The sequence below is a fragment of the Melissospora conviva genome, assembly GCF_049523535.1.
GTDB lineage: Bacteria > Actinomycetota > Actinomycetes > Mycobacteriales > Micromonosporaceae > Melissospora > Melissospora conviva.
Window position 1 is genome coordinate 846,523 of the sequence record NZ_JBLLDT010000001.1, and the last position, 24,815, is coordinate 871,337.

24 protein-coding genes and 1 tRNA gene are annotated in these 24,815 nt (G+C 72.0%); 13 read left to right on the plus strand and 12 right to left on the minus strand.

Features of this window, described 5'->3' with window-relative positions; genetic code table 11:
- Positions 1-4 precede the first annotated feature (4 nt).
- The 6 genes from ACK8GG_RS04195 (at position 5) to ACK8GG_RS04220 (ending at position 5,831) form a co-directional block, all read left to right on the plus strand.
- On the plus strand, positions 5-718 hold the full coding sequence (locus tag ACK8GG_RS04195; RefSeq protein WP_440354018.1) for a DUF4129 domain-containing protein: 714 nt from the start codon (positions 5-7) through the stop codon (positions 716-718).
- Between the two features lie 19 nt (positions 719-737).
- Positions 738-1,295: a hypothetical protein gene (locus ACK8GG_RS04200; RefSeq protein ID WP_440348140.1), complete on the plus strand. Its 558-nt coding sequence runs from the start codon at positions 738-740 to the stop codon at positions 1,293-1,295.
- On the plus strand, positions 1,292-2,293 hold the full coding sequence (locus tag ACK8GG_RS04205; RefSeq protein ID WP_440348139.1) for an AAA family ATPase: 1,002 nt from the start codon (positions 1,292-1,294) through the stop codon (positions 2,291-2,293). The genes ACK8GG_RS04200 and ACK8GG_RS04205 overlap by 4 nt, the downstream gene beginning before the upstream one ends.
- Positions 2,294-2,318: 25 nt before the next feature.
- Positions 2,319-3,728: a DUF58 domain-containing protein gene (locus tag ACK8GG_RS04210; RefSeq protein WP_440355682.1), complete on the plus strand. Its 1,410-nt coding sequence runs from the start codon at positions 2,319-2,321 to the stop codon at positions 3,726-3,728.
- Positions 3,725-4,285 carry a hypothetical protein gene (locus ACK8GG_RS04215; RefSeq protein ID WP_440355572.1) on the plus strand — a complete coding sequence of 187 codons (561 nt, stop codon included), beginning with the start codon at positions 3,725-3,727 and terminating at the stop codon, positions 4,283-4,285. The genes ACK8GG_RS04210 and ACK8GG_RS04215 overlap by 4 nt, the downstream gene beginning before the upstream one ends.
- Positions 4,286-4,502: 217 nt before the next feature.
- Positions 4,503-5,831 carry an NAD(P)/FAD-dependent oxidoreductase gene (locus ACK8GG_RS04220; protein ID WP_440355573.1) on the plus strand — a complete coding sequence of 443 codons (1,329 nt, stop codon included), beginning with the start codon at positions 4,503-4,505 and terminating at the stop codon, positions 5,829-5,831.
- 113 nt (positions 5,832-5,944) lie between these two features.
- Here ACK8GG_RS04220 and ACK8GG_RS04225 read toward each other — a convergent pair whose 3' ends face one another.
- Positions 5,945-7,789: a hypothetical protein gene (locus ACK8GG_RS04225; protein ID WP_440355574.1), complete on the minus strand. Its 1,845-nt coding sequence runs from the start codon at positions 7,787-7,789 to the stop codon at positions 5,945-5,947.
- Positions 7,790-7,891: 102 nt separating this feature from the next.
- Here ACK8GG_RS04225 and ACK8GG_RS04230 point away from each other — a divergent pair.
- The 4 genes from ACK8GG_RS04230 (at position 7,892) to ACK8GG_RS04245 (ending at position 10,323) form a co-directional block, all read left to right on the plus strand.
- A tRNA-Leu gene (locus ACK8GG_RS04230) sits at positions 7,892-7,975 on the plus strand.
- A 150-nt stretch (positions 7,976-8,125) separates the two neighbouring features.
- Positions 8,126-9,013, plus strand: a complete 888-nt coding sequence (locus tag ACK8GG_RS04235; protein WP_440355575.1) for a Bax inhibitor-1/YccA family protein — start codon at positions 8,126-8,128, stop codon at positions 9,011-9,013.
- 171 nt (positions 9,014-9,184) lie between these two features.
- Positions 9,185-9,943, plus strand: coding sequence for a Bax inhibitor-1/YccA family protein (locus ACK8GG_RS04240; RefSeq protein WP_440355576.1), 759 nt, complete (start codon positions 9,185-9,187; stop codon positions 9,941-9,943).
- Between the two features lie 59 nt (positions 9,944-10,002).
- Positions 10,003-10,323, plus strand: coding sequence for a hypothetical protein (locus ACK8GG_RS04245; RefSeq protein ID WP_440348133.1), 321 nt, complete (start codon positions 10,003-10,005; stop codon positions 10,321-10,323).
- A 157-nt stretch (positions 10,324-10,480) separates the two neighbouring features.
- On the opposite strand, the gene ACK8GG_RS04250 is transcribed toward ACK8GG_RS04245, so the two are convergent.
- From ACK8GG_RS04250 to ACK8GG_RS04260, 3 genes are read right to left on the minus strand one after another with little or no spacing between them, the layout of a single operon-like run.
- Positions 10,481-11,740 (minus strand): acetyl-CoA C-acetyltransferase, encoded by a 1,260-nt coding sequence (locus ACK8GG_RS04250; protein WP_440348132.1) that lies wholly within the window; start codon positions 11,738-11,740, stop codon positions 10,481-10,483.
- A gap of 54 nt (positions 11,741-11,794) precedes the next feature.
- A complete protein-coding gene (locus ACK8GG_RS04255; protein ID WP_440348131.1) occupies positions 11,795-12,601 on the minus strand; it encodes an SGNH/GDSL hydrolase family protein in 807 nt (268 codons plus the stop codon).
- Entirely contained in the window at positions 12,598-13,683 is a 1,086-nt protein-coding gene (locus ACK8GG_RS04260; protein WP_440355577.1) for an SGNH/GDSL hydrolase family protein, read from the minus strand. The genes ACK8GG_RS04255 and ACK8GG_RS04260 overlap by 4 nt, the downstream gene beginning before the upstream one ends.
- Positions 13,684-13,900: 217 nt before the next feature.
- On the opposite strand from ACK8GG_RS04260, the gene ACK8GG_RS04265 reads away from it, so the two are divergent.
- Together ACK8GG_RS04265 and ACK8GG_RS04270 are read left to right on the plus strand one after the other, a co-directional pair.
- On the plus strand, positions 13,901-14,257 hold the full coding sequence (locus tag ACK8GG_RS04265; RefSeq protein ID WP_440348129.1) for a YkvA family protein: 357 nt from the start codon (positions 13,901-13,903) through the stop codon (positions 14,255-14,257).
- 80 nt (positions 14,258-14,337) lie between these two features.
- Entirely contained in the window at positions 14,338-15,708 is a 1,371-nt protein-coding gene (locus tag ACK8GG_RS04270) for a cystathionine beta-synthase (protein WP_440349188.1), read from the plus strand.
- A 103-nt stretch (positions 15,709-15,811) separates the two neighbouring features.
- Here ACK8GG_RS04270 and ACK8GG_RS04275 read toward each other — a convergent pair whose 3' ends face one another.
- The 5 genes from ACK8GG_RS04275 to ACK8GG_RS04295 all read right to left on the minus strand — a co-directional run bounded on the left by ACK8GG_RS04275 (position 15,812) and on the right by ACK8GG_RS04295 (position 22,531).
- Entirely contained in the window at positions 15,812-16,324 is a 513-nt protein-coding gene (locus tag ACK8GG_RS04275; protein ID WP_440355578.1) for a GNAT family N-acetyltransferase, read from the minus strand.
- Between the two features lie 10 nt (positions 16,325-16,334).
- Positions 16,335-17,279, minus strand: a complete 945-nt coding sequence (locus ACK8GG_RS04280; RefSeq protein WP_440354009.1) for a ribonuclease Z — start codon at positions 17,277-17,279, stop codon at positions 16,335-16,337.
- A gap of 377 nt (positions 17,280-17,656) precedes the next feature.
- Positions 17,657-18,856 carry an osmoprotectant NAGGN system M42 family peptidase gene (locus ACK8GG_RS04285; RefSeq protein ID WP_440354008.1) on the minus strand — a complete coding sequence of 400 codons (1,200 nt, stop codon included), beginning with the start codon at positions 18,854-18,856 and terminating at the stop codon, positions 17,657-17,659.
- A 74-nt stretch (positions 18,857-18,930) separates the two neighbouring features.
- Complete coding sequence (gene ngg, locus ACK8GG_RS04290; protein WP_440355579.1) at positions 18,931-20,742, minus strand: N-acetylglutaminylglutamine synthetase; 1,812 nt, start codon at positions 20,740-20,742, stop codon at positions 18,931-18,933.
- Positions 20,743-20,746: 4 nt separating this feature from the next.
- On the minus strand, positions 20,747-22,531 hold the full coding sequence (locus ACK8GG_RS04295) for an N-acetylglutaminylglutamine amidotransferase (protein WP_440355580.1): 1,785 nt from the start codon (positions 22,529-22,531) through the stop codon (positions 20,747-20,749).
- 683 nt (positions 22,532-23,214) lie between these two features.
- Here ACK8GG_RS04295 and ACK8GG_RS04300 point away from each other — a divergent pair.
- Positions 23,215-23,373 (plus strand): CoA transferase, encoded by a 159-nt coding sequence (locus tag ACK8GG_RS04300; RefSeq protein ID WP_440355581.1) that lies wholly within the window; start codon positions 23,215-23,217, stop codon positions 23,371-23,373.
- Here ACK8GG_RS04300 and ACK8GG_RS04305 read toward each other — a convergent pair.
- From ACK8GG_RS04305 to msrA, 3 genes are all read right to left on the minus strand, one after another.
- Positions 23,358-23,648 carry a type II toxin-antitoxin system RelE family toxin gene (locus ACK8GG_RS04305; RefSeq protein WP_440355582.1) on the minus strand — a complete coding sequence of 97 codons (291 nt, stop codon included), beginning with the start codon at positions 23,646-23,648 and terminating at the stop codon, positions 23,358-23,360. The two genes, ACK8GG_RS04300 and ACK8GG_RS04305, sit on opposite strands and share 16 nt — an antisense overlap.
- Entirely contained in the window at positions 23,645-23,929 is a 285-nt protein-coding gene (locus ACK8GG_RS04310; RefSeq protein ID WP_107260578.1) for a type II toxin-antitoxin system Phd/YefM family antitoxin, read from the minus strand. The genes ACK8GG_RS04305 and ACK8GG_RS04310 overlap by 4 nt, the downstream gene beginning before the upstream one ends.
- A 95-nt stretch (positions 23,930-24,024) precedes the next feature.
- Positions 24,025-24,684, minus strand: coding sequence for a peptide-methionine (S)-S-oxide reductase MsrA (msrA, locus tag ACK8GG_RS04315; protein ID WP_440355583.1), 660 nt, complete (start codon positions 24,682-24,684; stop codon positions 24,025-24,027).
- Between the last annotated feature and the right edge of the window lie 131 nt (positions 24,685-24,815).

A 24,815-nucleotide genomic window follows, 5' to 3' on the forward strand; every position in this document is an offset into this window, starting at 1 on the left:
CGTCATGATCCCCGCCAGCCTGCGCCGCTTCGGCGGACTCGTCGCCGTCGCCGGCCTCCTCGCGTTCGCGGCGGTCCTCTCCGGCCACTCCGCACTGCCCTTCACCCGGGTGGAACAGCCCGTCAACGACGTGCCCCCCTTCTACGAGGAGCAGCTCCCGCCGACCGCCGGACCGCAGGACGCGCCGGCGCCGAGCCCGACCCCGGAGCGGGTCGCGCCGGCCGAGCCTGCCGAGATGCCGGGCTGGGTGGGCACTCTGCTGGTCGTCCTCGGCGCGCTCGCCGTGGCGGTCAGCCTGGGTGTGCTGGTGCGGGCCCTGATGCGCGACGTCGCCCGCCGCGCGGGCAGACGGGCGGCGCCCCGCCCGCAGGGCGAGACCACGGCAGAGGTGGTCGCCGCGCTCGAAGCCGGCCTCGACGAACTCAGCGACAGCGACGCCGACCCGCGCCGCGCGGTCATCGGCTGCTGGCTGCGGCTCGAGGAGGCCGCCACCGCCGCCGGGATCGAACGCCAGATCGGCGACACCCCCACCGACCTGGTCAGCCGCCTGCTCGGGCGCGAGTCCACCCGGATCAGTGCCGGCGTGCTCGACGGCTTCGCCGACGTCTACCGGCAGGCCCGCTACGCCCGCCACCAGGTCGACGAGCAGATGCGGGCCCAGGCCCGGGCCGCGCTGGAGCGGGTACGCGACGAACTCGCCGCCGAGGTGGGCACGTGACGGACCGTGGAGCGCGCCGGTGAGCGAACTCAGCGCCCTCAACGACCTGTTCACCGGCGACGACGAGCCCGAAGGCACGCAGCAGCGGCGCGGCTCCGCGCTCGGCGGCTGGATCCGCTCCGCGCTCGGCGTCGCCGCGCTGACCGTGGTGACCATCGTGCTGCTGCGGGTCGGTGGGGTGGCCGTACCGCTGATCGCCCTGGTCGCCGGCTGGTCGGCGGTGCTGCTGCTGCGCCGGGTCGCCGCCTCCGTCTCGCCGCCGCCGGTGCACGGACGGCGGCCCGACGACGACGCCGGCTACGGCGAGGAGACCGAGGACGGGATGCGGGCGGCGGTGAAACGGTGGGAGCGGCGGCTGAGCGCCCCCGACCGCTTCCAGCAGGTGAGCCGTTCGATGTTCACCGAACTGGTCGACGAGCGGCTGCGGCAGCGGCACGGCCTTACCCGCGCCGGTGATCCGGAACGCGCGCGCAAGCTGCTCGGCGACCGCCTCTGGACGTTCCTCGACAAGCCTCCCCGGCGGCACCCGGCACCGAAGGACTACGCGGCCCTCATCGCGGAAGTGGAGAAGATATGAAAGACGTGGAGCCGCTAGCCCTCAGCGAGGTCCAGCGACTGTCCCGGGCGGTGCTCGACGCCGTCGGCACCGTGGTCGTGGGCAAGCGCGATGCCCTCGAACTCGTGCTCGCCGGCATCCTCGCCGGCGGTCACGTGCTGCTGGAGGACCTGCCCGGCCTGGGCAAGACGCTCACCGCCAGGTCGCTCGCCCAGGCGCTCGGTCTCGACTTCCGGCGTCTGCAGTTCACCCCGGACCTGCTGCCGGCCGACATCACCGGCTCGTTCCTCTACGACCAGCGCAACGGCGAGTTCGCCTTCCGCGCCGGCCCGATCTTCACCAACCTGCTCCTCGCGGACGAGATCAACCGGACGCCGCCGAAGACCCAGTCCGCCCTGCTCGAGGCGATGCAGGAGCGGCAGGTCTCCGTGGAGGGCGTCACCTACCGCCTGGACCCGCCCTTCCACGTGCTCGCCACCGCCAACCCGATCGAGTACGAGGGCACCTACCCGCTGCCCGAGGCGCAGCTCGACCGGTTCCTGCTGCGCGTCTCGTTCGGCTATCCGAGCCGGGATGAGGAGTGGGACGTGCTGCGCCGGCGGATGTCGCGCCGCCACGAGGAGACGTACGTGGAGTCGGTGGTCGACGCGGCGACGCTGCGCGCGATGCAGGCGGCCCTGGAGGACGTGGTCGTGGAGGACTCGATCGGCCGGTACATCGTGGAGCTGACCTCCGCGACCCGGGACCACGCTTCGGTGCTGGTCGGCTCCTCCCCGCGTGGCTCGCTGGCGCTGCTGCTGCTCTCTCGGGTCTGGGCGGTCTTCGCCGGGCGCGACTACGTGGTGCCCGAGGACGTCAAGGCGGTCGCCGCGCCCGCCCTGGCGCACCGGATCACCCTGCGGCCGGAGATGTGGCTGCGCCGGGTCGACCCCGCCTTCGTGGTGGCGGAGGTGCTGGCGGCCACACCCGTGCCCGCCAGCGGCGCCCTGCCCAGCTACGCCGCCGGCACGTCGGCCTGACGCGACGGGCATGGCGATGACCGCGCTGACCTTACGGAGCGCCACCCCCGCGCAGGCGGAGCCGGCGCTGCCTGCCGGCGGCGGCGACCAGGAGACCAGCTGGGTGCCGACCCCCGCGCTGCGCCGGGCCGTCACCCTCACCGGGCTGCTGCTGCTCGCCGGGGCACTGCTGGGCCGGGCCGACCTGGTCGTGCTGGCCGCGCCCTTCGCGCTCGGCACCGCCTGGGCGCTGCGTCGCCTCCCGGAGGCCCCGCCGGTGCTGCGCATCGGCGCCGACGACGCCAACGCGGTCGAGGGCAGCGACCTGGTCGCCACCGTCGCGGTGGACAACCCGGGCCGGGTCGACTACGACCTCGTGGTGGTCCGGACGCTGGTCTCGCCCTGGTTGCGGATCCACCGGGCCGGGCTGCCCGGCCCGGACGGGGAACCACCCGCCGGGCAGGCCGATCGGCCGTTCGCACTGGTGGTACCGGCCGGCGCCGGCGTCGATCTCGAACTGCGCGGTGAGACCCGGCGCTGGGGCCGCCACCAGCTCGGTCCGGCGGCGGCCCGGGCCGTCGTCTGCGACGGGCTGCTGCTGGCCCGGCCGGTGGCGGTCAGCGAGGCGCGGCAGGTCCGGGTCTTCCCCGCGACCGACGTCTTCAGCGCCGACGAGGCGATGCCCCGTGCCGCCGGGCTGGCCGGCGGGCACCGGTCCCGGCGCCCGGGCGAGGGCGGCGAACTGGCCGGCGTACGGGTCTTCGGTCCCGGAGACCGGCTGCGCCGCATCGACTGGCGGGTCTCCCTGCGCGCCCGGCAACTGCATGTGGCCGGCACCCTCTCCGACCGGGACGCCGAGGTCGTGCTCCTGCTCGACGTGCTGACCGAGGCGGGCCGCTCCGGCGGCGTCAACGGATCGGCGTCGGTGCTGGACACCACGGTGCGGGCCGCGGCGGCGATCGCCGAGCACTACCTGCACCGCGGCGACCGGGTCGCGATGCTGGAGTACGGCCCGCAGGCCCGCCGGCTGCGCCCGGCGAGCGGACGCCGGCAGTATCTGACCGTGCTGGAGTGGCTGCTCGACGTCAAGGTCCTGCCCGCCTGGCAGGAGCCCTACGACCGGGTTTTCGGCGCGCACCTGCTCTCCTCCGACGCCCTGCTGGTCGTGCTCACCCCGCTGGTCGACACCCGTTCGGCGGAGATGCTCGCCCGGCTCGCCCGGTCCGGCCGTTTCGTGGTGGCCGTCGACACCCTCCCCGCCGATCTTGTCCCGGCCGGTCAGGGACCGTGGCACGAGGTGGCGTGCCGGCTGTGGCGCATGGAGCGCGAGAACACCGTCGGTCAGCTGCGCGAGCACGGCGTACCGGTGGTGCGGTGGGCCGGGGCGGGGAGTCTCGACCTGGTGCTGCGGGACGTGGCCCGGCTCGCCTCGGCGCCGAGGGCGGGACAGCGATGATCGCTCTCGCCGAGCGGGCCGCCGCCCTGCTGACCGCGCTGCGGCGGCTCACCCTCGTCCCGCTGCTGCTGCGGACCGCGTTGTTCGTGCTGGCGTTCACGACCTTCCTGCTGGTCTTTCCGGGGTGGGCGCTCGCCGGCGGGTACGGGCTGCTGCTCGTGGCCGTCGCCCTGCTGCCCGCGCTGACCCCGCGCCGCGGCTGGACCGCCACGCTGGTGGTGCTGACCGTCGTCGGCGGGTGGATCCTGGCCACCAGCTGGTACGACGAGCCGGTGGTGCTCTGGCGGCTGCTCACCCTGGCCGTTCTGCTCTACCTGCATCACAGCCTGACCGCGCTGGCGGCGGTGCTGCCGCACGACGCGGTGGTCCCGCCGGAGGTGGTGCTGCGCTGGCTGCTGCGCAGCCTCGGGGTGGCGCTCGCCGGGGCGGTGGCCGGGATTCTGCTGCTCTTCCTGGCGAATCTGGGCGGGGAGCGGACGTACTTCGCCGCCGCGCTGCTGGGGCTCGCCACGGCCGTCGGGGTGGCCGCCCTACTGGCCCGGCTGCATCGGCGCTGAGCGGGTTCGCCGCGTACGCTCGTTGCTGTCGGCGATGCCGCCCGAAACGGCCGGCACCTCAGGGACGTGGGCGCCCTGAAGCGTTGCGGCGAAAGGGTATTCCGGGATTTCCGGGCTGTTTCCCGCAACGCGACGTCGTGCAGGTCACAGCGGGTCCTCCGTCACAAAGGGGCCCGTCGACTGCGTGTTTCATGGATGCCAGGGGAAAGATGGTGGAGTGAATTCGCAGCGGATCCTTGTCGTCGGTGCCGGGCATGTCGGACTCTATGCGGCCCTGCGTCTGTCCAAGAAGCTCAAGTCCGGTGAGGCCGAGGTCGTCGTCGTCGACCCGCAGCCCCACATGACCTACCAGCCCTTCCTGCCGGAGGCGTCGGCGGGCAACATCTCGCCCCGGCACGCCGTGGTGGCGCTCCGTCGCGCGCTGCGCAAGTGCCGGATCATCGTGGGTTCGGTCACCCAGGTGGAGCACTCGCGCAAGACCGCGACGGTGCAGCCGGTCGCCGGCCCCGCCGAGGAGATGACCTACGACCACATCATCGTGGCACCTGGTTCGGTCTCCCGGACCCTGCCGATCCCGGGTCTGCACGAGCACGGCATCGGCTTCAAGACCATCGGCGAGGCGATCTTCCTCCGCAACCACGTGCTGGAGCAGCTCGACATCGCCGCGGCCACCTCCGACCCGGCGGTCCGCCAGGCGGCGCTGACCTTCGTCTTCGTCGGCGGCGGGTACGCCGGCATCGAGGCGCTCGCCGAGACCGAGGACATGGCCCGCGACGCGCTGCGCTACTACCCGGAGCTCGCGCCGGAGGACATGCGCTGGGTGCTGGTCGAGGCGACCCAGCGGGTGCTGCCCGAGGTCGACCGGGACATGGGCGCCTACACCGTCCAGCAGCTGCTCAAGCGCAACATGGACATCCGGCTCGACACCCGTCTGGAGTCCTGCGCCGACCAGATCGTGCGGCTCTCCGACGGTGACAGCTTCCGCACCAACACCATCGTCTGGACCGCCGGCGTGAAGCCGTCGCCGATGCTGGACAGCACCGACATGCCCCGCGACCAGCGCGGCCGGGTTACCTGCGCGCCGACGCTGCAGGTCGTCGACGGCGACCGGGTGCTCGACGGCGCCTGGTCCGCCGGTGACTGCTCGGCCGTGCCGGACCTGACCAAGGAACCGGGTGCGTTCTGCTCGCCGAGCGCCCAGCACGCGGTACGCCAGGCCCAGCGGATGGCCGACAACATCGTCGCCGTCATCCGGGGACAGGAGCCGGTGGAGTACAAGCACAAGCACGCCGGCAGCGTGGCGAGCCTCGGCCTCTACAAGGGCGTCGCCCAGGTCTACGGGATCAAGATGACCGGTTTCCCGGCCTGGTTCATGCACCGGACGTACCACATGAGCCGGATCCCGTCGTTCAACCGCAAGGTCCGGGTGATCGTCGACTGGACCCTGGCGTTCTTCCTCAAGCGTGAGGTCGTCGCGCTCGGCCAGCTGCACGAGCCGCGTGAGGAGTTCCTCGAGGCCACGCCGCCGCTGTCGGCCCGCCGCTAGCGGTACGGAAATGCTGCCGTCCGTGTCCGGGCGGCACCGCGAACCGAGGTGAAGGCCCCCGGTCGCCGAAGCGGTTCAATCCGTGGCGGCGACCGGGGGCCTTCGTCCGTCGGTCAGCCGAGGCGCCAGGTCCAGACGTCGGCGACCGGCGTCGCGGGGCCGTAGAGCTGTTCCAGGCTGCGCCGCAGCGGTTCTGCCTGGTCGGCGTCGGTGGCCAGCACCACGCAGGAGGATCCCCAGAACACCAGGTCCGCGCGGGCCTGATTGCGCTCGCGTTCCCCGATGGCGGGCACCTGCCCGGTGCGGGCGACCTCTGCCAGCAGCGCCGATGTCGGCCGCCGGTACGTCCCCATCGCGGCGCTGCCGTCCGCACCGTACGACCCGATGAAGAAGCCCTCGGGGATGGCGAATCCGGCGTGTGCCGCGGTGGCCCAGCGCATCGGCCAGGGGTCGCGGGGCGTGGCCGACGGCACCGGCACCAGGACGCCGTCCTCGCCGGCGCAGTCGCGCCAGTGGCCGGCGCTGATGAACTCCGGCAGTGCCGGGCGTTGCTCGGTGGGCAGCGGCGTCGGGAAGACGGTGAGCAGCACCGCGACGGCCGCCACCGGCGCCCCGATCCGGTACGGCCGCCGTGCGTCCCGGGCCCGGTCCAGCGCGAGGACGAAGATCGTGGCGAGCAGCGGCAGCACCGGCAGCGCGAAGCGCATGGGCAGTGCGCCGTCGACCACCGGCACCCCGGCCAGCAGCGCGTACGGGCCGGGGATGCCGGTGCGGTTGCCGCCGACGACGATCTCCGGGCCGAGGGAGAGCGCGGCCATCACCAGGGCGGTGATCGCGCAGGCCAGGGCGAGGGCGTTGCGGCGCAGCCAGATCGCGCAGCCGAGGCCGGCCAGCAGCAGCGGCAGCCCGAGGTAGGTGTTGTACTCCGCCGGGCCGGTGGTCAGCCGGGCGTTGTCGGGGTCGGCGGCGACGGTGAGCGGGGAGCGCACCGCCCAGCTCGCCAGGTCGGCGGAGAAGTAGTGCGGGCTGAACATTCCGTCGGCGACACCGAGCGGGCCGGCGAACTGGTACCAGAGCGGGTAGGCGAGCACCATCAGCGCCAGTCCGGCGGCGGCGGTCAGCCCGGCGGCGAAGGGCCCGAACGCGCGCCGGGCGTAGCGCCGTTGTCGCAGGGCATAGCAGATAGTCAGCACGAGCAGGGTCACCGCTGTGAGGAAGAGCACCTCTTCACCGATGAAGATCTGCACGGTGACGGCGACCGCCAGGCCGGCGGCGGAGGTCAGCAGCCGACGCCAGTCCGGCGCCGGCCCGGGTGCGGTGCTCTCGGCGGCGCCGGGAGCGGTGGCGCCGGGAGCGGCGGCGCGCAGCAGCCGGACCACCAGCCAGACGATGACCGGCACCAGCCACTGGACGGTCATGTGCAGGTGGCTGTTGGACTGCGAGACCATCCCCGGCCCGAACCCGCAGAGCGCGGCGCCCATGACGGCGGGGAACCGGCGGGCGCCGAGCGTACGGGTGAAGAGCAGGTACCAGGCGATGGCGGTGCCGGCCAGGCCGGCGGCGACCAGCAGGGCGAAGCTGACCGGGGCGCCGAAGGCGAGCGTCACCGGGGCGAAGAGCAGGCCGAGCGCGATTACCGAGGTGTTCGCCAGCAGGTTCACCCCGTCCGGGGCGTTGAGCCGGTCGGTGCCGAGCCCGAGCTCGCCGAGCAGGGCGCGGGAGTCGACGGCGAGGAACCACTCGTAGAGGACCTGGTCGGGGGGGTTGAGGGCCAGCACCCGCTCGCCGGGGGCGGGCCAGAGGCCGTGGGTGAGATAGGCGCCGAGCAGCAGGAACGCCAGGCAGACGGCGAGGTCGGGGCGGAGTCGCCGAAGCCGGGGGAAGCGGCCGTGGCCACCGCCCGGCGTCGCGTCCGGCGGGGAGTCGGTGTCGGGATCGGCGGGGGCGGTGCTGTTCACGGTCCGACCCTAGTGGCGCGGAGTGGTGCGTGGGTGCACGCGCCGGTGGTGACCGGCTACGGTGACAGGGCACCCGCCGCCGGCGTACCGGTGGTGGCCCCTGCCCGGGTGGTGGAATGGCAGACACGGCCGCCTTAAAAGCGGCTGCCGCGAGGCGTGCGGGTTCGAGCCCCGCTCCGGGCACCACCGTTTCACGGATCCGTATCCCGAGTTCGCGCCGGCCGCTGTTACGACTTCGCCGCCGGCGGTCCGGGCCGCGATCTCCCTGTGGTCGATTCTGCCCGATACCCTGGTAAGGCACCTCATGTGCTTCGACCCCCCAAGGGAGGCCTGAAAGTGAAGACTACGAACCCGGTGCTGTCTCGGCTCGGCCAGGCGGCCGAACGCGAGCGGGCCGCCGGGTACGCCGCGCCCGGCGCGTACGGCCAGCAGCCTGGCCCGTACGGCCAGCCCGGTTACGGACAGCCTGCCGGTTACGGACAGCCGGCCGGTTACGGCCAGCCCGGTGTGCCGCAGCAGTACCCGGCCGGTCCCGGTTACCCGGCGGCTCCGCCGGCCGTGGCGCCGATGACCATCGACGACGTCGTCGTCAAGACCGTCACCCTGCTCGGCATCACCGGCCTGATGGCCGCGCTCGCCTGGATCATGGTGCCGGCCGCGCTGACCATGCCGGTCTGGATCGGCTCGATGATCATCGGCCTGGTGCTGGGACTGGTCGTCTCCTTCTCCCGGATGGCGAACCCGGCGCTGGTCGTGGCGTACGCCGTCTTCGAGGGCGTCTTCCTCGGCATGATCAGCAGGACCTTCGAGAGCTTCTACAACGGCATCGTGCTGCAGGCGGTGGTCGCCACCTTCGGCGTCTTCTTCGTGATGGCGATGCTCTTCAAGGCCCGGGTCATCCGGGCGACGCCGAAGTTCACCCGCATCATGATCGCTGTGATGGGCGGTCTCTTCGCCGTCATGCTGATCAACCTGGTGCTGGCGCTCTTCGGTGTCGACACCGGGCTGCGCAGCGGTGGCCCGCTCGCCATCGGTTTCAGCCTGGTCTGCATCGTGGTCGCCTCGCTCAGCTTCATCCTGGCCTTCCACGAGGTGGAGGAGGGTGTGCGGATGGGACTGCCGCAGCGCTACTCCTGGACGGCCGCGTTCGGCATCCTGCTGAGCCTGGTCTGGCTCTACATCGAGATGCTTCGCCTGCTCAGCTATTTCCAGGGCGACGACTGACCGTCGACCCGGCTTCACCTGGCGCCCGTTTCCCGTACGTGGGAACGGGCGCCCGCCGTTTCCGGCCGTACCGTTTCCGGCCGCGCTGTCGCCGGGGTGGTATCGCCGACCGGCCACCCGGGCCCTCCCGGCTGATTACCGTGAGCATGACGCCGCGGACGGGGGTGGGCGATGGCGCAGGCCAATCCGGTGCTGACCCGGCTCGACGACACGGCCCGGGTGCAGCGGCAGGTGCTCGGGACCGGGCCCGCCGAGGCGATGACCGTCGACGACGTCGTCCTGCGTACCGTCTTGTTGCTGCTGCTCACCGGGGTGGTCGGCGCCTTCTCCTGGCTCTTCGTCCCGCAGCAGGCGTGGATCGGCGGCTCGCTCTTCGGCGCCGGTCTCGCCGCGGTGCTGCTCGCCCTGCTCATCTCGATCCGGGGCGCCACGAACCCGGTCGTGATCGCCGTCTACGCGGTCCTGCAGGGAGTCCTGCTCGGTGTCACCAGCCGGGCGTTCGAGCTGGTCTATCCGGGCATCGTGATCCAGGCCGTCACCGGCACCTTCGCGGTCTTCTTCGGCATGGCGGTGCTCTACCGGGCCCGGGTGATCCGGGCGACGCCCCGGCTGGCCCGGTTCGTCGCCGGCACCCTGATCGGCCTGCTCGTCCTGGGTGCGGCGAACCTGCTGGCCCACCTCTTCGGTGGCCCGCAACTGCTGGAGGTCTACAGCCTCACCGGCCGGGTCGGCTGGCTGCCGTACGTCTTCTCGGGGATCGCGGTGATGGCCGGCGCGCTGACCTTCATCCTGGACTTCGACGCGGTCGAACGCGGTGTCGCCGAGGGTCTGCCGCGGCGCTACGCCTGGTACTGCGCCTTCGGCATCCTGGTCGGGTTGATCTACCTCTACTGGCAGATCCTGCGGCTGCTGAGCTATCTGCGCCGGTGAAACGCCGGCGGCGATGCCGGACGAATCCGCCCGCCGGCGCTGCTCGTAGACTCGGCGCGATGAGCGCAGCTGACCTGGAACGCGTCACCACCCTGCTGGTACGGCAGGTGGGGCACTGGAGCGCGCCGCGCTGGGCGGGTTCGGCAGGTCCGGGGCCCGGTTCCCGGGCCGACCTCGTGCACCGGCTGGTGCAGCACATCGCGGACCTGAGCGCCGATGCCGAGTCCCTGCCGCACCGGGCCGTGCCGCGGCTGGGCAACGATCTGGCGCTGCCGGATCAGCTCCGGGTGGTCGTCGCCGACCTCGTCGCCTCGGGCGCCCCGGCCGAACTGCTCGCCGAGGCCGCCGCCGAGGTCACGGCGGTACGCGACCGCTTGTAGACCAGGCTGGTCCCATCCCGAGTGACGGCAACGGCATGGCCGGTATCAGCTTCCACCCGGGCCGGGACGTGCTGGACGCGGCGGGTGAGCGATCGCGGGAAAGCGAACCGGCCCCGCTGCCGAGATGGCGGCGGGGCCGGCTGCGCGGTGACTCGAGTCAGCTCATCCGCTCGATGACCATGGCCATGCCCTGGCCGCCGCCGACGCACATCGTCTCCAGGCCGATGCTCTTGTCGTGCCAGTCGAGGGCGTTGATCAGGGTGCCGGTGATGCGGGCGCCGGTCATGCCGAATGGGTGGCCCACGGCGATCCCGCCGCCCATCACGTTCAGCTTCTCCTCGGGGATGTTCAGCTGCCGGGCCGAGGGGATCACCTGGGCGGCGAAGGCCTCGTTGATCTCGACCAGGTCGACGTCGTCGATGGTCATGCCGGCCCGCTTGAGCGCCTGCCGGGAGGCCTCGACCGGGCCCAGGCCCATGATCTCGGGGGAGAGGGCGGAGACGCCGGTGGAGATGATCCGGGCCAGCGGGGTGAGGCCCAGGTCGCGGGCGCGCTGCTCGCTCATGATCACCACGGCGGCGGCGCCGTCGTTGAGCGGGCAGCAGTTGGCGGCGGTGATCCGGCCGTCCGGGCGGAAGACCGGCTTGAGGCCGGCCACACCCTCGAGGGTGACCCCGGCCCGGGGGCCGTCGTCGGTGCTGACGACATCGCCCGACGGAGTGGTAACCGGGGTGATCTCGCGGGCCCAGAAGCCGTCGGCGATCGCCTTCTCGGCGAGGTTCTGGCTGCGTACGCCGAAGGCGTCCATCTCCTCGCGGGTCACGTCGCAGAGCTGGGCGACGTTCTCGGCGGTCTGGCCCATGGTGATGTAGACGTCGGGCACGTCACCGTCGGCGCGCGGGTCGTTCCACACCGGCACGCCGGCCTGGCTGCGCTTGACGGTGCGCTCCTGGGCGGCGTCGAAGCGGGGGTTCTCCCACTGGCCGACGATCTCCTGGGCGGCCGAGGGGAGCCCGTCGGAGCTGCCCTTGGCGTAGCGGGAGACGGTCTCCACCCCGGCGGAGACGAAGGTGTCGCCCTCGCCGGCGGCGATGGCGTGGAATGCCATCCGGGTGGTCTGCAGCGACGAGGCGCAGTAGCGGGTCAGGGTGGCGCCGGGCACGGTGTCCAGGCCGAGCAGGGTGGTGACCACCCGGGCCATGTTGAAGCCCTGCTCGCCACCGGGCAGGCCGCAACCCAGGTAGAGGTCGTCGATGGTGGCGGGGTCGAGCTGGGGCACCTTGTCGAGCGCGGCGCGGACGATGGTGGCGGCGAGGTCGTCGGCGCGCATCTCGCGCAGCGAGCCCTTGCCGGCGCGGCCGATCGGCGAGCGGGCGGTGGCGACGATGACGGCGTTTCGGGACAGGTCAGTCGGCATAGGGCAACCGTAACCGCCGGTAACTTGTCGCGGAAGGCGGTGAATATCCGGGGATCAGTGCCGAGTGGCGGACATCACTGCCGCCGAGACGGCGGGGAGCAGCGCGTGCGCCCAGACCCGGTAACCGTCCCCGGAGGGGTGGAAACCGTCGGCGCAGAGCGTGGCGGCGTCGGCGCGGAAGACCGGCCCGGTCTCGGCGGCGATATCGACGACGGTGCCGCCGGCCCGGCGGACCGCCTCGGCCTGCGCCCGCGCGGTCCGCTGCCCCTGCCAGGCGGTGATCTGCCGCAGCGGCGCGGCGATCGCCCGGACCGCGCCGAGGTCCGGGCAGGTGCCCACGACCACCTCGACGTCGGCGGCGAGCAGCCGGCGAACCGCCGCACCGAGGTGGGCGGCGGCCTCCCGCGGCCGGCGCAGCGTCGTCACGTCGTTGGCGCCGATCAGGATGACCGCCACGTCCGGAGCGGGACCGAGCAGCGCCCGCGCCACCTGGGTGTCGAGGTCGACCGAACGGGAGCCGGACACCCCGACACTCGACAGGTGCACCCGGCGGCTGCCGGTCGGGCCGCCCTCGGCGAGCAACCGGGCCAGCTGGCCGCCGACGGTCTCCTCGACCCGGCTGACCCCCACTCCGAGGGCGGAGGAGTCGCCGAGCAGCACCAGCCGCAGCGGCGGCGCCTCGGTGCGTCCCGTGGTCGAGCGCAGCGCCAGCCCGAAATCCGGCTGCGCGTAGGTGCGGGACCGGGCCAGGAGCGCCTGCCCGGCCAGTACCGCCGCGCCCCCCACCGTGCCGGCGATCATCGTGAGCAGAGCGGCCCGGCCCAGTCGTGCCGTCCTCGTGCCGGCGAAGCCCGGGTTCATGGCGCTCCCTCCACGGTGGACTTCCCGGCAGCCGTCGACGGGACGACGGTCGCCGGGTTGTCGTCCGGGTTCTGCGGGTTGCCGCCGGCACCGAAGAAGATCCGGCGGCGGCGCAGCCGGGCCCACCGTCCACCCGCGCCGCGCTCCTGTCCGTGCACCTGCGCGCCGCTGACCTCGGTGCCGGCGTGCCGGGCCGCGACCTGAGCGGCCTTCGGCAGCGAGCGCACACCCTCGCCGCGCGCCGGCGCGGTACGCGGCTCGCCGGTCGCACCGAGCGCCGACAGCGCCGTCGGCAGCAGGGCGGCCACCGCCATCGCGTACCCCTCGGCGGAGGGGTGGAACCGGTCCCAGGCGAACATCCGCTTCGGCTCCGTCGCGAACCTCGGGCCCAGCAGGTCGCCGAGGGAGACCGTCCAGCCGCCGGCCTCGACCACCGCCACCGTCTGCGCCGCGGCGAGCTGCCGGCTCCACCGCCGGGCCAGCCACCGCAGCGGCGGCTTCACCGGCTCGATCGCGCCGAGGTCCGGGCAGGTGCCGACGACAACCTCGGCGCCGGCCGCGCGCAGGGCCCGGACGGCCTCGACGAGGTGGCGTACCGCCACGCTGATCGGCGTGCGGTGGGTCACGTCGTTGGCGCCGATCAGGATCACGGCCAGGTCCGGTTCGAGTTCGAGTGCGTCCTCGACCTGATAGCGCAGCCGGGACGAGATGCTTCCCACCACCGCCAGGCGGCACAGCCGTACCGGACGGCGCAGCCGCCGGGACAGGCCGGTGGCCAGCAGCGCACCCGGGGTCTCGCGGCGGCGGTGCACCCCGTAGCCGGCCGCGGTCGAGTCGCCGAGCACCACCAGCGTGAGGGGCTCACCCGGAAGTTTCGCGCCGTAGACGCCGTCGCAGCGCGGTGGCGGCGCCTCGGCCGAGGGGATGATCCGCCGGGCCTGGCGGGCCTGGCCGAAGAGGACCCCGGTCGTCGCCGCCGCGGTCACCGCGGCCGCGCCCGCGCCCGCGGCGGTCAGCTTGACGGCCTGCCGGGTCCGTCGTCGACGGGCCGCAGCCGGCGACTCCGAACCTGCAACAGCCATAGAGCGACAGTATCGCGCGCCGGCGAGCGCTGCCGCAGTCGTGCCCGGAGCCCCGGGACGCCGGGAGAGGCCTAGAAGCGGACAGGAGTGGGTAATTGACGCGGGACTGCCGTACAACTGCCGTACGACACGATCCAGCTTTGCCGTACCACCCGCTCCACGTTGCGGACACCGTGCATCATGGGGCGGCCCGCCGGGCCAGAAGGAGGACGCCGAGATGGCGAAGACACTGAAGCGCACCGCGGCGTTCACCGCGCTGGGGCGGGCCCTGATGAGCGGAGCCCGGGGCGGCCCCTCGCTCGGCAAGCGCATCTCGGCGATCCCGCGCATGATCCGGGCGACCGGCAAAGGTGAGTACGACGGCGGGATGCGGATGGCGATGATGGCCGCCGCGGCGGCGTACATCGCCTCACCGATCGATTTCGTCCCGGAACTCTTCCTGACCGTCTTCGGCCTGGCCGACGACGCGCTGATGGTCACCTGGCTCGCCGGCAGCGTGCTGGCCGAGACGCAGCGGTTCCTGGAGTGGGAGCAGCGCCGGGCGTCGGTGGTCCCTGGGCACGTGGTGACCTGAGGGCAACTAGGCTGACGCCAGACATCTTGGGATCACCGCCGGGTCACGAGCCGCCGGCGCTGCGCGAAGGACACAACGAAGTGCGCTACTACGACAACGTCGTCGAGTTGATCGGTAACACCCCGCTGGTCCGTCTGCGTAACGTGACCGCGGGTATCTCCGCGACCGTGCTGGCGAAGGTGGAGTACCTCAACCCCGGCGGATCGGTGAAGGACCGGATCGCGCTGCGGATGGTGGAGGAGGCCGAGAAGGCGGGCCTGCTCGCCCCCGGCGGCACCATCGTCGAGCCGACCAGTGGCAACACCGGCGTCGGGCTGGCCCTGGTCGCACAGCTCAAGGGCTACAAGTGCGTCTTCGTCTGCCCGGACAAGGTCAGCCAGGACAAGCAGGACGTGCTGCGGGCGTACGGCGCGGAGGTGGTGGTCTGCCCGACCGCCGTCGACCCGGCCGACCCGCGCTCCTACTACAACGTCTCCGACCGGCTGGCCCGGGAGATCCCCGGCGCCTGGAAGCCGAACCAGTACAGCAACCCGGCCAACCCCCGCTCGCACTACGAGCAGACCGGCCCGGAGCTCTGGGAGCAGACCGCCGGCAAGATCACGCACTTCGTGGCGGGCGTCGGCACCGGCGGCACCATCAGCGGCATCGGCCGCTACCTCAAGGAATCCTCCGACGGCGCGGTCAAGGTCATCGGCGCCGACCCGGAGGGCTCGGTCTACTCCGGCGGCACCGGCCGGCCGTACCTGGTCGAGGGGGTCGGCGAGGACTTCTGGCCCGAGACCTACGACCGGACGGTCTGCGACGAGATCATCGAGGTCTCCGACAAGGCGTCGTTCGAGATGACCCGGCGGCTGGCCCGTGAGGAAGGGCTGCTCGTCGGCGGTTCCTGCGGCATGGCCGTCGTCGCGGCGCTGGAGGTGGCCCGCAAGGCCGGCCCGGACGACGTGATCGTGGTGCTCCTGCCGGACAGCGGCAAGGGCTACCTCTCCAAGATCTTCAACGACGAGTGGATGGCCCGGTACGGCTTCCTCACCACCGGCGGCACCGAGGCGACCGTCGCCGAGGCGCTGGCGAGCAAGCCGGGTGGCATCCCCGAGCTGGTCCACGTCCACCCGACCGAGACGGTCCGCGACGCCATCGACTACATGCGCGAGTACGGCGTCTCCCAGCTGCCGGTGCTCAAGGCCGAGCCGCCCGTGGTCACCGGCGAGGTGGCCGGCTCGATCGCCGAGAAGGACCTGCTCGACGCCCTCTTCACCGGCCAGGCCCACCTGCACGACACCATCGAGCGGCACATGGGCGACCCGCTGCCGATGATCGGTGGCGGGCAGCCGGTCAGCGAGGCGGTCACGCTGCTGGCCAAGTCCGACGCCGCGCTGGTGCTGGTCGACGGCAAGCCCAAGGGCGTGCTGACCCGCCAGGACCTCCTCGCCCACCTCGGCGAACGCTGACCCGTCTCTTCGCCGTTGCGCCGGGTCCGTCGTGAGAAACGACCGGCCCGGCCGCGGTTGGAAGTATGGGTGGCCGTTCAGGCGGTCCGGCCCGTCGGTGTGATCACGGCAGCGGACGCAGGTAGCGCAGCTGCCGGGTGATCGCCGCTGCGATCACGCTCTCGCGTTCTGTGCCGTCCGGCCGCCAGCCGCCGCGCTCATAGAAGCGGCGGGCGTGCTGGTTGCCGGCCACCACCCAGAGCGACGCCCGGGTGAAACCCCGCTCGTGCAGCGCCGCCAGCGCGTCCACCATCAACGCCCGCCCGGTGCCGCGCCCCTCTTCGGCGGGGACGAGGTGGATCGCGTAGAGCTCACCCAGCCCCGGCTCGCCGTACTCGTCCGGTCCGAGATAGGTGAAGCCGACGATCCGGCCGTTCCGCTCGGCGACCGTCAGCCGGTGCGTGTCGCGCTCGTACGGCCACCGCTCGTACCACCAGCGGCCCAGCGCCTCCGCCGGGACCGACTCCAGCGCCTCGGGATCGACGAAGCCGCGGTAGGTATCGATGCGGGAGGCGTGGTGCACGGCGCCCACCGCCATCAGGTCGTCCCGGCAGACCGGGCGCAGCACGAGGGTCACCGCACCGAGGCTAGCCCGTAACCGGTGCGGCAGCGCCCGCCGGGCGTCGTTTCGGCACCTGGACCCTGTCGAGATCCTCGGCGACCACCAGTTCACCGGTGAAGTGCTCCCGGGCCTCCGCGGCGAACTCGGCCGCGTCGGAGTAGCGCTGCGAGAAATGGGTCAGCACCAGCTTGCGTACGCCCGACTCGGCGGCGACCCGGGCGGCCTGGGCGGCGGTGAGGTGGCCGACCTCCGCGGCACGGGCGGCGTCACGCTCCAGGAAGGTCGACTCGATAACCAGCAGGTCGGCGTCCTCGGCGAGGGCGTAGACGTTGTCGCAGAGCCCGGTGTCCATCACGAAGGCGAAGCGCTGCCCCGGCCGCGCCGTGCTCACCTCGGCCGGCGTGATCCGCCGTCCGTCCCGGTCGAGGCTGCCGTCGCGCAGGAGCCGGCCGACGTCCGGGCCGTCGATTCCGTGGGCCGCCAGCCGCTCCGGGAGCATCCGCCGGCCGTCGGGCTCGATGAGCTGGTAGCCGTACGTCGCCACGGGGTGCCGCAGCCGCCGGGCGCGCAGGATCCCGGCGCGGGTGTGGAACTCCTGCCCGTCGTGCTCGACGGGTGCGGGGCGGACCTCGATGGTGGAGTGGAAGAGGCTGGCGTTGGCCAGCCGGTGGAAGTATTCGGCGTCGGTGCCGGGGAAGTGCACCGGCAGTGGTGCGGTGGCCCGGTCCAGGTTGCGGCGCTGGATCAAGCCGGGCAGGCCGAGGCAGTGGTCGCCGTGGAAGTGGGTGACGCAGATCCGGGTCAGGTCGATGGAGGTGACGCCGGTGTGCAGCAGTTGCCGCTGACTGCCCTCGCCGGGGTCGAAGCAGATCACCTCGTCGTCCCAGCGCAGCACGTACCCGTTGTGGTTGCGGGTGCGGGTGGGGGCTTGACTGGCGGTGCCCAGCACGACCAGCTCACGCATCGACACGGCGCTTCCTCGGGGCAGGAATGAAGCGACCCCCGGGGCTTCCGCGCGTACGCGGGCCGGCTGGACTGGGCCGGCACCCCGGGGGTCGGGTGGCTGACGTGGATTCGCCGTTACCGCTGCCACACGGTCTCGACGATCTTCCGTAGGGCCGGCGGCGAACCACCGGCCAGTGGAACTGTCAAGGACAGCGGCTAGCGGACAGCCACCTCACGAGTCCGATAACTACACAAAGTCTGGACCACCTCCCTTCCCGTGTACCGCCACGCTATCGACGCTCCAGGGGGGTCCACAACAGGTTTTCGTCACAACCCGCCTCGGAATAAATGCCCGCCGTCCGGGCCGCGCGGCCCGGACGGCTGCCGGCCGCGCCGGCGGGGTCACTCGTCGTCGGCGATGCCGATGGGGCCTTCGCGGGGGCCGTCCTCGTTGGCGGGCTGGACGGCCAGGGACGGGAAGTCGGCAAGCTCGCCCGCCGGCTCGGCGTCCCACTCGGGGAAGACCAGGTCGCTCTGCAGATAGAGGCAGAGCAGCTGGGTGAGGTGCAGCAGCCCGTCCAGGTGGGTGCGCTCGTGGCCGTGGGTGGCGTCGACGCCGAAACCGAGCAGCGCGACCCGGGCGTGGGCGCCGGCCTCGACCGCGGCGGCCACGTCCGAGCGGTAGAAGTCGAAGACGTCCCGCACCAGGTCGATCTTGTGTTCGGTGGCGAGGGAGGCCAGCTTGCGGGTCAGGTGGTAGTCGAACGGGCCGACGCTGTCGCCCATCGCCACCGTCGCGGCGTTCTCCCGGGACTGCTGACCGGGGGCGACCACCGCGGCGTCCACCGAGACGATCTCGGCCACGTCCGGGTCGAGGCCGTGGCTGGCGCCGTGCCCGATCTCCTCCGTGCAGGTGATCAGCAGGTGTGCGCTGACCGGCAACTGCGTCCCGGAGTCGACGATCGCCTTGACCGCCGTCAGCACCGCCGCCACCCCGGCCTTGTCGTCCAGGTGCCGGGACTTGACGTACCCGCTGGCGGTGATGACCGGGTTCGGCAGGAGCGCGACGAAGTCGCCGACGTCGATGCCGAGGTCCCGCAGGTCGAGGATGCTCTCGACCGGCTCGTCGACGCGGGCCTCGATGTGTGCCCAGCCGACGCCCTGCAGGTCCACGCCGTCGTTGTAGCGGTGTCCGCTCGCCTTCAGCGGCAGGATCTGCCCAGTGATCACCCGGTTCAGGTCGTCGGTGAAGATCCGCACGTGCGCCCCCTCGGCGAACCGGGCGCTGTGCGTGCCGATCATCGTCAGCTCCAGCCGGCCGTTCTCCTTGAGGCGCTTGACCATCGCGCCGATCGTGTCGGTGTGCGCCACGATCGCACGGTCGGCGCCGGTGGTGCGCCGCCCCGGCAGGCACGCGCTGAGCGCGCCGCGCCGGGTGAGCGTGGAGGAGATACCGAGCGCGGAGAGCCGCTCCCCGACGTACTGCTGGACGTGGTCGGTACGCCCCGACGGGCTGGGGATCTCCAGCAGCTCCAGCATCACCTGGCGCAGGTACTCGGTATCCAGGGTGAGGGGGGTGGGCTGGGGGGCGGGTGCGGACATGAGGGGGTCGCTCCTTGCACTGATGATCTCTATCGCGGGGTCGGCGACTGTATCCAGCCTACGACCCGGCCCGCCTATCGCCGGGCGCCGGCACCGGCCGGGTTCCAGCGTCGGCGTGGTGCCCGGGTGCCGGGGAAGAGCAGGTCGATGAAGCGTTCGGCGGTCGGCTGCGGCTCGTGGTTGGCCAGGCCGGGGCGCTCGTTCGCCTCGATGAATACGTGCTCCGGGCTCTGCGGTGCGGGCACCAGCAGATCCAGTCCGGTCACCGGGATGGCGAGCGCCTTGCTGGCGGTGACGCAGGCGTCGGCGATCTCCGGGTGCAGTTCGCCGGTGACGTCGTGGATGGTGCCGCCGGTGTGCAGGTTCGCCGTTCGCCGGACCGCGAGCACCTCCCCCTCGGGGAGGACGTCCTCCAGCGCGTACCCGGCGGCGACGACCACCTCGCGGGTGGTGTCGTCCATCGGGATGCGCGATTCACCGCCGGTGGCGGCGGCCCGGCGCCGGCTCTGCCGCTCGATCAGCTTGGCGATGCTGTGCACCCCGTCGCCGACCACCGAGGCGGGCCGGCGGACCGCGGCCGCGACGACCTTGTGGTCGATGACGACCACCCGCAGGTCCTCGCCGGTGAAGAGCTCCTCGATCAGCACGTCCGGGCAGTGCACCCGGGCCATCTCGACGGCCGCGCGCAGCCCGTCGGGGGTGCGCACGCCGACGGTGATGCCGTTGCCCTGCTCACCACGGGCCGGTTTGACGACCACCTCGCCGACCTCCTCGAGGAACGCGAGGTCGTCGCTGCCACCGGTGGCGGTCCGTCCGCGGGGCACCCGCAGCCCGGCGTCGGCGAGGATCCGCCGGGTCACCCGCTTGTCGTCGCAGCGGCTCATCGCCACCGCCGAGGTCAGCTCCGAGAGCGACTCGCGGGTCACCACCGTCCGGCCGCCGCTGATCAGCCGCAGCTCACCCCAGGCCGGGTCGATGACCTCCACCCGGATCGCCCGCCGCATCGCCGCATCCGCGATGATCTTCGCGTACGGGTTCAGCTCCTCGTACCCCTCGGGGCTGCTGGGCAGGAAGAGCTTCTCGTTGATCGGGTTCTTCCGCTTGACGCAGAGCATCGGGGTGCGGTCGAAGCCCAGCCGCTCGTAGAGCCGGATCGCGCCTTCGTTGTCGGCGAGCACCGACAGATCGACGAAGGAGCGGCCACGCTGGGTCAGCCGGGCGGCCAGCTCCAGCAGCAGCGCCTGACCGGTGCCGGGCGGCGCCGTGTTCGGGTCCACCGTCAGGCACCAGAGGCTCGCGCCGTTCTCCGGATCGTCGAAGACCTCCACATGGTCGACGCCGGTGATGGTGCCGACGATCTCACCGGTGACCGACTCGGCGACCAGGTGCAGGAAGCTGTCGGTACGGCTGTTGTCGACCAGCACCTCCACCGGCGCGGTGACCATCTGGTTGCTGGCGTAGATCCGGTTGACCGCCTCGGCGTCGGCGGCGTCGCGCAGCGGGCGGATGGTCAGCCCCGGCTCCTCCGGTGGCGGCGGTACCGAGTCGTCGAGCGTCAACCGGTACGTCAGCGACGGGTCGATGAAGAGCTCGTCCGGGCGGCGGGCCACCAGCACGTGCGGCTCGGGCAGGTAGATGCAGATGTCCCGGGAGCCGGCCGCCTCGGAGCGCAGCACGTCGAGCACCTTGGAGGGGCGGCCGAATGTCTGGCCGAAGACCAGCCGGCCCCAGCCGCAGTCCAGCACCACGGCGTCGCCCTCGTCGTGCCGTTGCCGTACCTCGCCGGCGACGACCGGGTCGCCGCCGGGTCCCACCTTCTCGCGTCGCGGCCGTCCCGGTCCGGTGCTCGCCGGCCGGGCCGATTCGGTGGTCTGCTTGCTGGTCATCCGCTCAACCGATCCCGTGGTTCTGCAGCCACATCTCGAGGAGTCCGAGCTGCCAGAGCTTGTTGCCCCGCAGCGGCGTCAGTTCCCGGTTGGGATCGCGCAGTAACTCCTTGACGTATTCGTCACGGAACAGGCCGCGCCGGCGCGCCTCGGGGGCGTGCAGCGCGTCGTTGACCCGGTCGAGGAGCTTGCCTTCGAGGTGGGTCAGTCCCGGCACCGGGAAGTACCCCTTCGGGCGGTCGATGACCTCCCACGGCAGCACCCGGCGGCCGATCTCCTTGAGTACGCCCTTGCCGCCCTGGGCGAGCTTCAGCTCCGGCGGGCAGGTCGCGGCCAGCTCCACGAACTCGTGGTCGAGGAAGGGCACCCGGGCCTCGAGCCCGTGCGCCATCGTCATGTTGTCGACCCGCTTCACCGGATCGTCGATGAGCATGACCTCGGTGTCGATGCGCAGGCCGGCGTCGACCGCGGTGGCCGCGCCGGGGCGGCCCAGGTGGGCGGCGACGAACTCCCGCGCCGGGTCCCCCTCGGCCAGGTACGCCGGGTTGAGCACCCGCGCCAGGCCGGCCGCGTCCCGGTCGAAGAACGCCTTCGCGTACGTGTCGAGGGCCGCTTCCCGGCCGACCCCGGCCAGCGGCGGGTACCAGTGGTAGCCGCCGAGGATCTCGTCGGCGCCCTGACCGGACTGCACCACCTTGACGTGCTGCGAGACGACCTCGCTGAGCAGGTAGAAGGCCACGCAGTCGTGGCTGACCATCGGCTCGGACATCGCCGCGACGGCCGACTCCAGCGGCGGCACCAGGTCGTTCGCCGCGATCTGGATCTTGTGGTGGTCGGTGCCGAAGCGCTCGGCGATCAGGTCGGAGTAGACGAACTCGTCGCCGCTGCGCCCGCCGACGGCCTCGAAGCCGATGGAGAAGGTGGAGAGCCCGCGCTGCCCCTCACCGGCGAGCAGCGCCACGACGAGGCTGGAGTCGAGTCCGCCGGAGAGGAGGACGCCGACCGGGACGTCGGCGACCATGCGCCGGCGTACGGCGGTGTTCAGCGACTCCAGCAGGGCGTCCTGCCAGTCCTTCTCGGACCAGCCGGCGCGCTCGGCGCTGCGGGTGAAGTCCGGGCGCCAGTAGACGTGCTCGGTGACCCGGCCGTCGGGCTCGTAGACCCGTACGGTCGCCGGGGGGAGCTTGGTGACGCCGCGCAGGATGGTCCGCGGCGGCGGCACGATGCTGTGGAAGCTCAGGTAGTGGGCCAGCGCCACCGGGTCGATGGAGGTGTCGATGCCGCCCCCGGCCAGCAGGGCGGGCAGGGTGCTGGCGAAACGCAGCACGCCCGGGGTCTCGGCCAGGTAGAGCGGCTTGATGCCGAGCCGGTCACGGGCCAGCACCAGCCGTCCGGTGTCCCGTTCGGTGATCGCCACGGCGAACATGCCGATCAGGTGGTCGACGAAATCGAGACCCCATTCGGCGTACGCCTTGAGCACGACCTCGGTGTCGCCGGAGGAGAAGAAGCGGTGCCCCTTGGCCTGCAGTTCGGCGCGGAGCTCCTGGTAGTTGTAGATGCAGCCGTTGAAGACCCCGGTCAGGCCCGCGGCGGGGTCGATCAGGGGTTGTCCGCTGGCCGCGGAGAGGTCGATGATTTTCAGCCGTCGATGCCCGAGCGCCACCGGCCCCTGAGACCAGACGCCGCTGTCGTCGGGCCCCCGGTCGTGCATCGTCGCCGCCATGCGTTCCACAGCCGCGACGTCGGCACGCGACCCGTCGCGACGGAATTCCCCAGCCAATCCGCACATGCGAAACAATGCTGCCAGAGGTGAGCCTGATCCGCCTGTTGATCCGATGGCGAAGCGGCTGGATGCTGCTACGATGACCGGCTTTCGCGTAACGGCTGGTGATCTTGTCTCGGCAAGGGCGAAACGGTCCGGTTTGCTCGTCGCCGAAAACGTGACCCTCATCTCAGAAAAGGCTAGCCGCCGAAAGTGGCGTGGGTGTTACGGCGCGGTGCGCATCCGGAACCTCTGGAGGGTGTTCCTCCTGCCCCCGGCGTGTGAGCAACGGCACCCCAGTGCCGCTGATCTGGCCTCTGCGCGCACCGGTCGCCGGCCTGATATCGCACTCGACCGGGCGCATGTGGCGGCGGCGATGCGCAGCGAGGTTTGGCTTCGCGACGCGGACGGGCGGGGGATCGATGGCTTCGCTTCGCTGTCTCGATTGTGGCGGGCCGCGGACGGTTGGGTGCGTACACATGCGAACTACCCGTGGCATCGGACGGCTCTGCTGGTGGCCCTCGGTGTGAACGACGATCGTGACGCCGAGGTTCAGGCGCGGGTGGCTGACGTCATTGCTGCGTGCCCGGCGCTGGAGGTTGAGCGTGCTGTGTACGCCGCGGGAGGGGCTGGCCGTCGCGGCTCGTACGCAGGCCCAGTGGCAAGCAGACGATCAAAACAGCGCGATGGGGACGTCTCCACTCGTGAGCATGGTGCCGCTCAGTCATGGGTCGCTGCCGCTGGCCGCACCGGGCCGGCTTCCGGCGTCGGGGGTGAAGGTGCTCGATCTGACACGAGTCATCGCCGGCCCCGTTGGTACCCGAATGCTGGGCGCGCTCGGTGCGGACGTGCGTCAACGCGACCGGTAGGCGTCGGCGCGGTGCTCGATGGCCGTCACGGTCACGAGGCGGTCGTCCTCATCGATCTCGTAGAGGACGCGGTACGTGCCGCGCCTGGCCGACCAAGTCCCCTCGAACGGCGGCAGAAGCAGTCGTTTGCCGACGCGATGCGGGTTGTCGAGGAGAGCGGTGGTGATGAACTTGTAGACCGCGGCGGCGATTTTCTCTGGCAGCCGTCCGGCCAAGGCGCGTGCGGCCGGGCCGGTGACCTGAAGTCGGTAGCGGTCGGGGGCAGCGCCAGTCACCGTGCCTGCTTCGACCGCTTTGCCATCAGCGCCGCGAGTTCGTCGGCGTCGAGGACGTCACCGGCCTCGACGGCCGCCTTGGATTCGGCAAGTTGCCGCATGGCCTCGGCGCTGGATAGGACTTCCAGAGTCTCCTCCAATGCCGCGAGATCGTCGGCCGAGATGAGCACCGCGGCGGCGTGGCCGTGCTTGGTGATCTCTATCCGCTCGTGGGTCGAGGTCACCTCGTCGATGAGTTCCGAGAGGCGGTTCCGGGCGTCGGTGAACGGCACGACAGTCATGCTCGAAGTATAGGCAGTCACTGGCGCGAAGTCTGTACAGATCTTGAGGGTCGGCGGCACAGGCCACCGGGCCGTAAGCCCGATGGCCTGCGGTTCTAGGCCGTCTTGGCCACGCCAACCGGGCAAGTCATGCCATTCGGGCCATGGTTGCAATAGCCGCCCGGGTTTTTCGTCGGCGCCAGGTACTGCTGGTGGTACGTCTCGGCGAAGTAGTAGTCGCCCAGCGGCTCGATCTCAGTGGTGATCGCCCCGCGCCCGGCCGCCTCGACGATCGGCGCGAAGGCGTCCCGCGACGCCAGCGCCGTGGCGAGCTGGTCGTCGCTGGTGGTGTAGATCGCCGAGCGGTACTGGGTGCCCACGTCGTTGCCCTGGCGCATCCCCTGCGTCGGGTCGTGGTTCTCCCAGAAGACCTTCAGCAGATCCTCGTAGCTGATCCGCGCCGGGTCGTAGACCACCCGGACCACCTCGGCGTGCCCGGTCAGCCCGGAACAGACCTCCTCGTACGTCGGATTCGGGGTGATGCCGCCCGCGTAGCCGGCCGAGGTGCTGAGCACCCCGGGCAGCTGCCAGAAGAGCCGCTCGGCCCCCCAGAAACAGCCCATCCCGAAGACCGCCACCTCGGCGGTGTCCGGGAACGGCCCCTTCAGGGACGCGTCGAGCACCTCGTGCCGGTCGGCGACCGGCATCGGCAGCGGGCGGCCCGCCAGGGCCTGGTCAGGGGTGGGCAGCTCGGCCTTCATGCGCCGTAGGAACACCGTCGGACTCCTCTCGTACCTCGCAGTGAGGGCAACACCGCAGGCTTGCCAATCCTTACCCGCCCAGGGCCGGTTCAGGCGGCCGGGTCGCGTAGCAGGGCGTCAGGCGGCGGGATGCCAAGCGGGGCCCC

What these genes read in the sequence shown, in the direction of transcription:
- ACK8GG_RS04195 (WP_440354018.1), top strand. Translation starts at nt 5, where the DNA reads ATGATCCCCGCCAGCCTGCGCCGCTTCGGCGGACTCGTCGCCGTCGCC.
- ACK8GG_RS04205 (WP_440348139.1), top strand. Translation starts at nt 1,292, where the DNA reads ATGAAAGACGTGGAGCCGCTAGCCCTCAGCGAGGTCCAGCGACTGTCC.
- ACK8GG_RS04215 (WP_440355572.1), top strand. Translation starts at nt 3,725, where the DNA reads ATGATCGCTCTCGCCGAGCGGGCCGCCGCCCTGCTGACCGCGCTGCGG.
- ACK8GG_RS04240 (WP_440355576.1), top strand. Translation starts at nt 9,185, where the DNA reads ATGGCGCAGGCCAATCCGGTGCTGACCCGGCTCGACGACACGGCCCGG.
- ACK8GG_RS04245 (WP_440348133.1), top strand. Translation starts at nt 10,003, where the DNA reads ATGAGCGCAGCTGACCTGGAACGCGTCACCACCCTGCTGGTACGGCAG.
- ACK8GG_RS04250 (WP_440348132.1), bottom strand. Translation starts at nt 11,740, where the DNA reads ATGCCGACTGACCTGTCCCGAAACGCCGTCATCGTCGCCACCGCCCGC.
- ACK8GG_RS04255 (WP_440348131.1), bottom strand. Translation starts at nt 12,601, where the DNA reads ATGAACCCGGGCTTCGCCGGCACGAGGACGGCACGACTGGGCCGGGCC.
- ACK8GG_RS04260 (WP_440355577.1), bottom strand. Translation starts at nt 13,683, where the DNA reads ATGGCTGTTGCAGGTTCGGAGTCGCCGGCTGCGGCCCGTCGACGACGG.
- ACK8GG_RS04265 (WP_440348129.1), top strand. Translation starts at nt 13,901, where the DNA reads ATGGCGAAGACACTGAAGCGCACCGCGGCGTTCACCGCGCTGGGGCGG.
- ACK8GG_RS04285 (WP_440354008.1), bottom strand. Translation starts at nt 18,856, where the DNA reads ATGTCCGCACCCGCCCCCCAGCCCACCCCCCTCACCCTGGATACCGAG.
- ngg (WP_440355579.1), bottom strand. Translation starts at nt 20,742, where the DNA reads ATGACCAGCAAGCAGACCACCGAATCGGCCCGGCCGGCGAGCACCGGA.
- ACK8GG_RS04295 (WP_440355580.1), bottom strand. Translation starts at nt 22,531, where the DNA reads ATGTGCGGATTGGCTGGGGAATTCCGTCGCGACGGGTCGCGTGCCGAC.
- ACK8GG_RS04300 (WP_440355581.1), top strand. Translation starts at nt 23,215, where the DNA reads ATGGTGCCGCTCAGTCATGGGTCGCTGCCGCTGGCCGCACCGGGCCGG.
- ACK8GG_RS04310 (WP_107260578.1), bottom strand. Translation starts at nt 23,929, where the DNA reads ATGACTGTCGTGCCGTTCACCGACGCCCGGAACCGCCTCTCGGAACTC.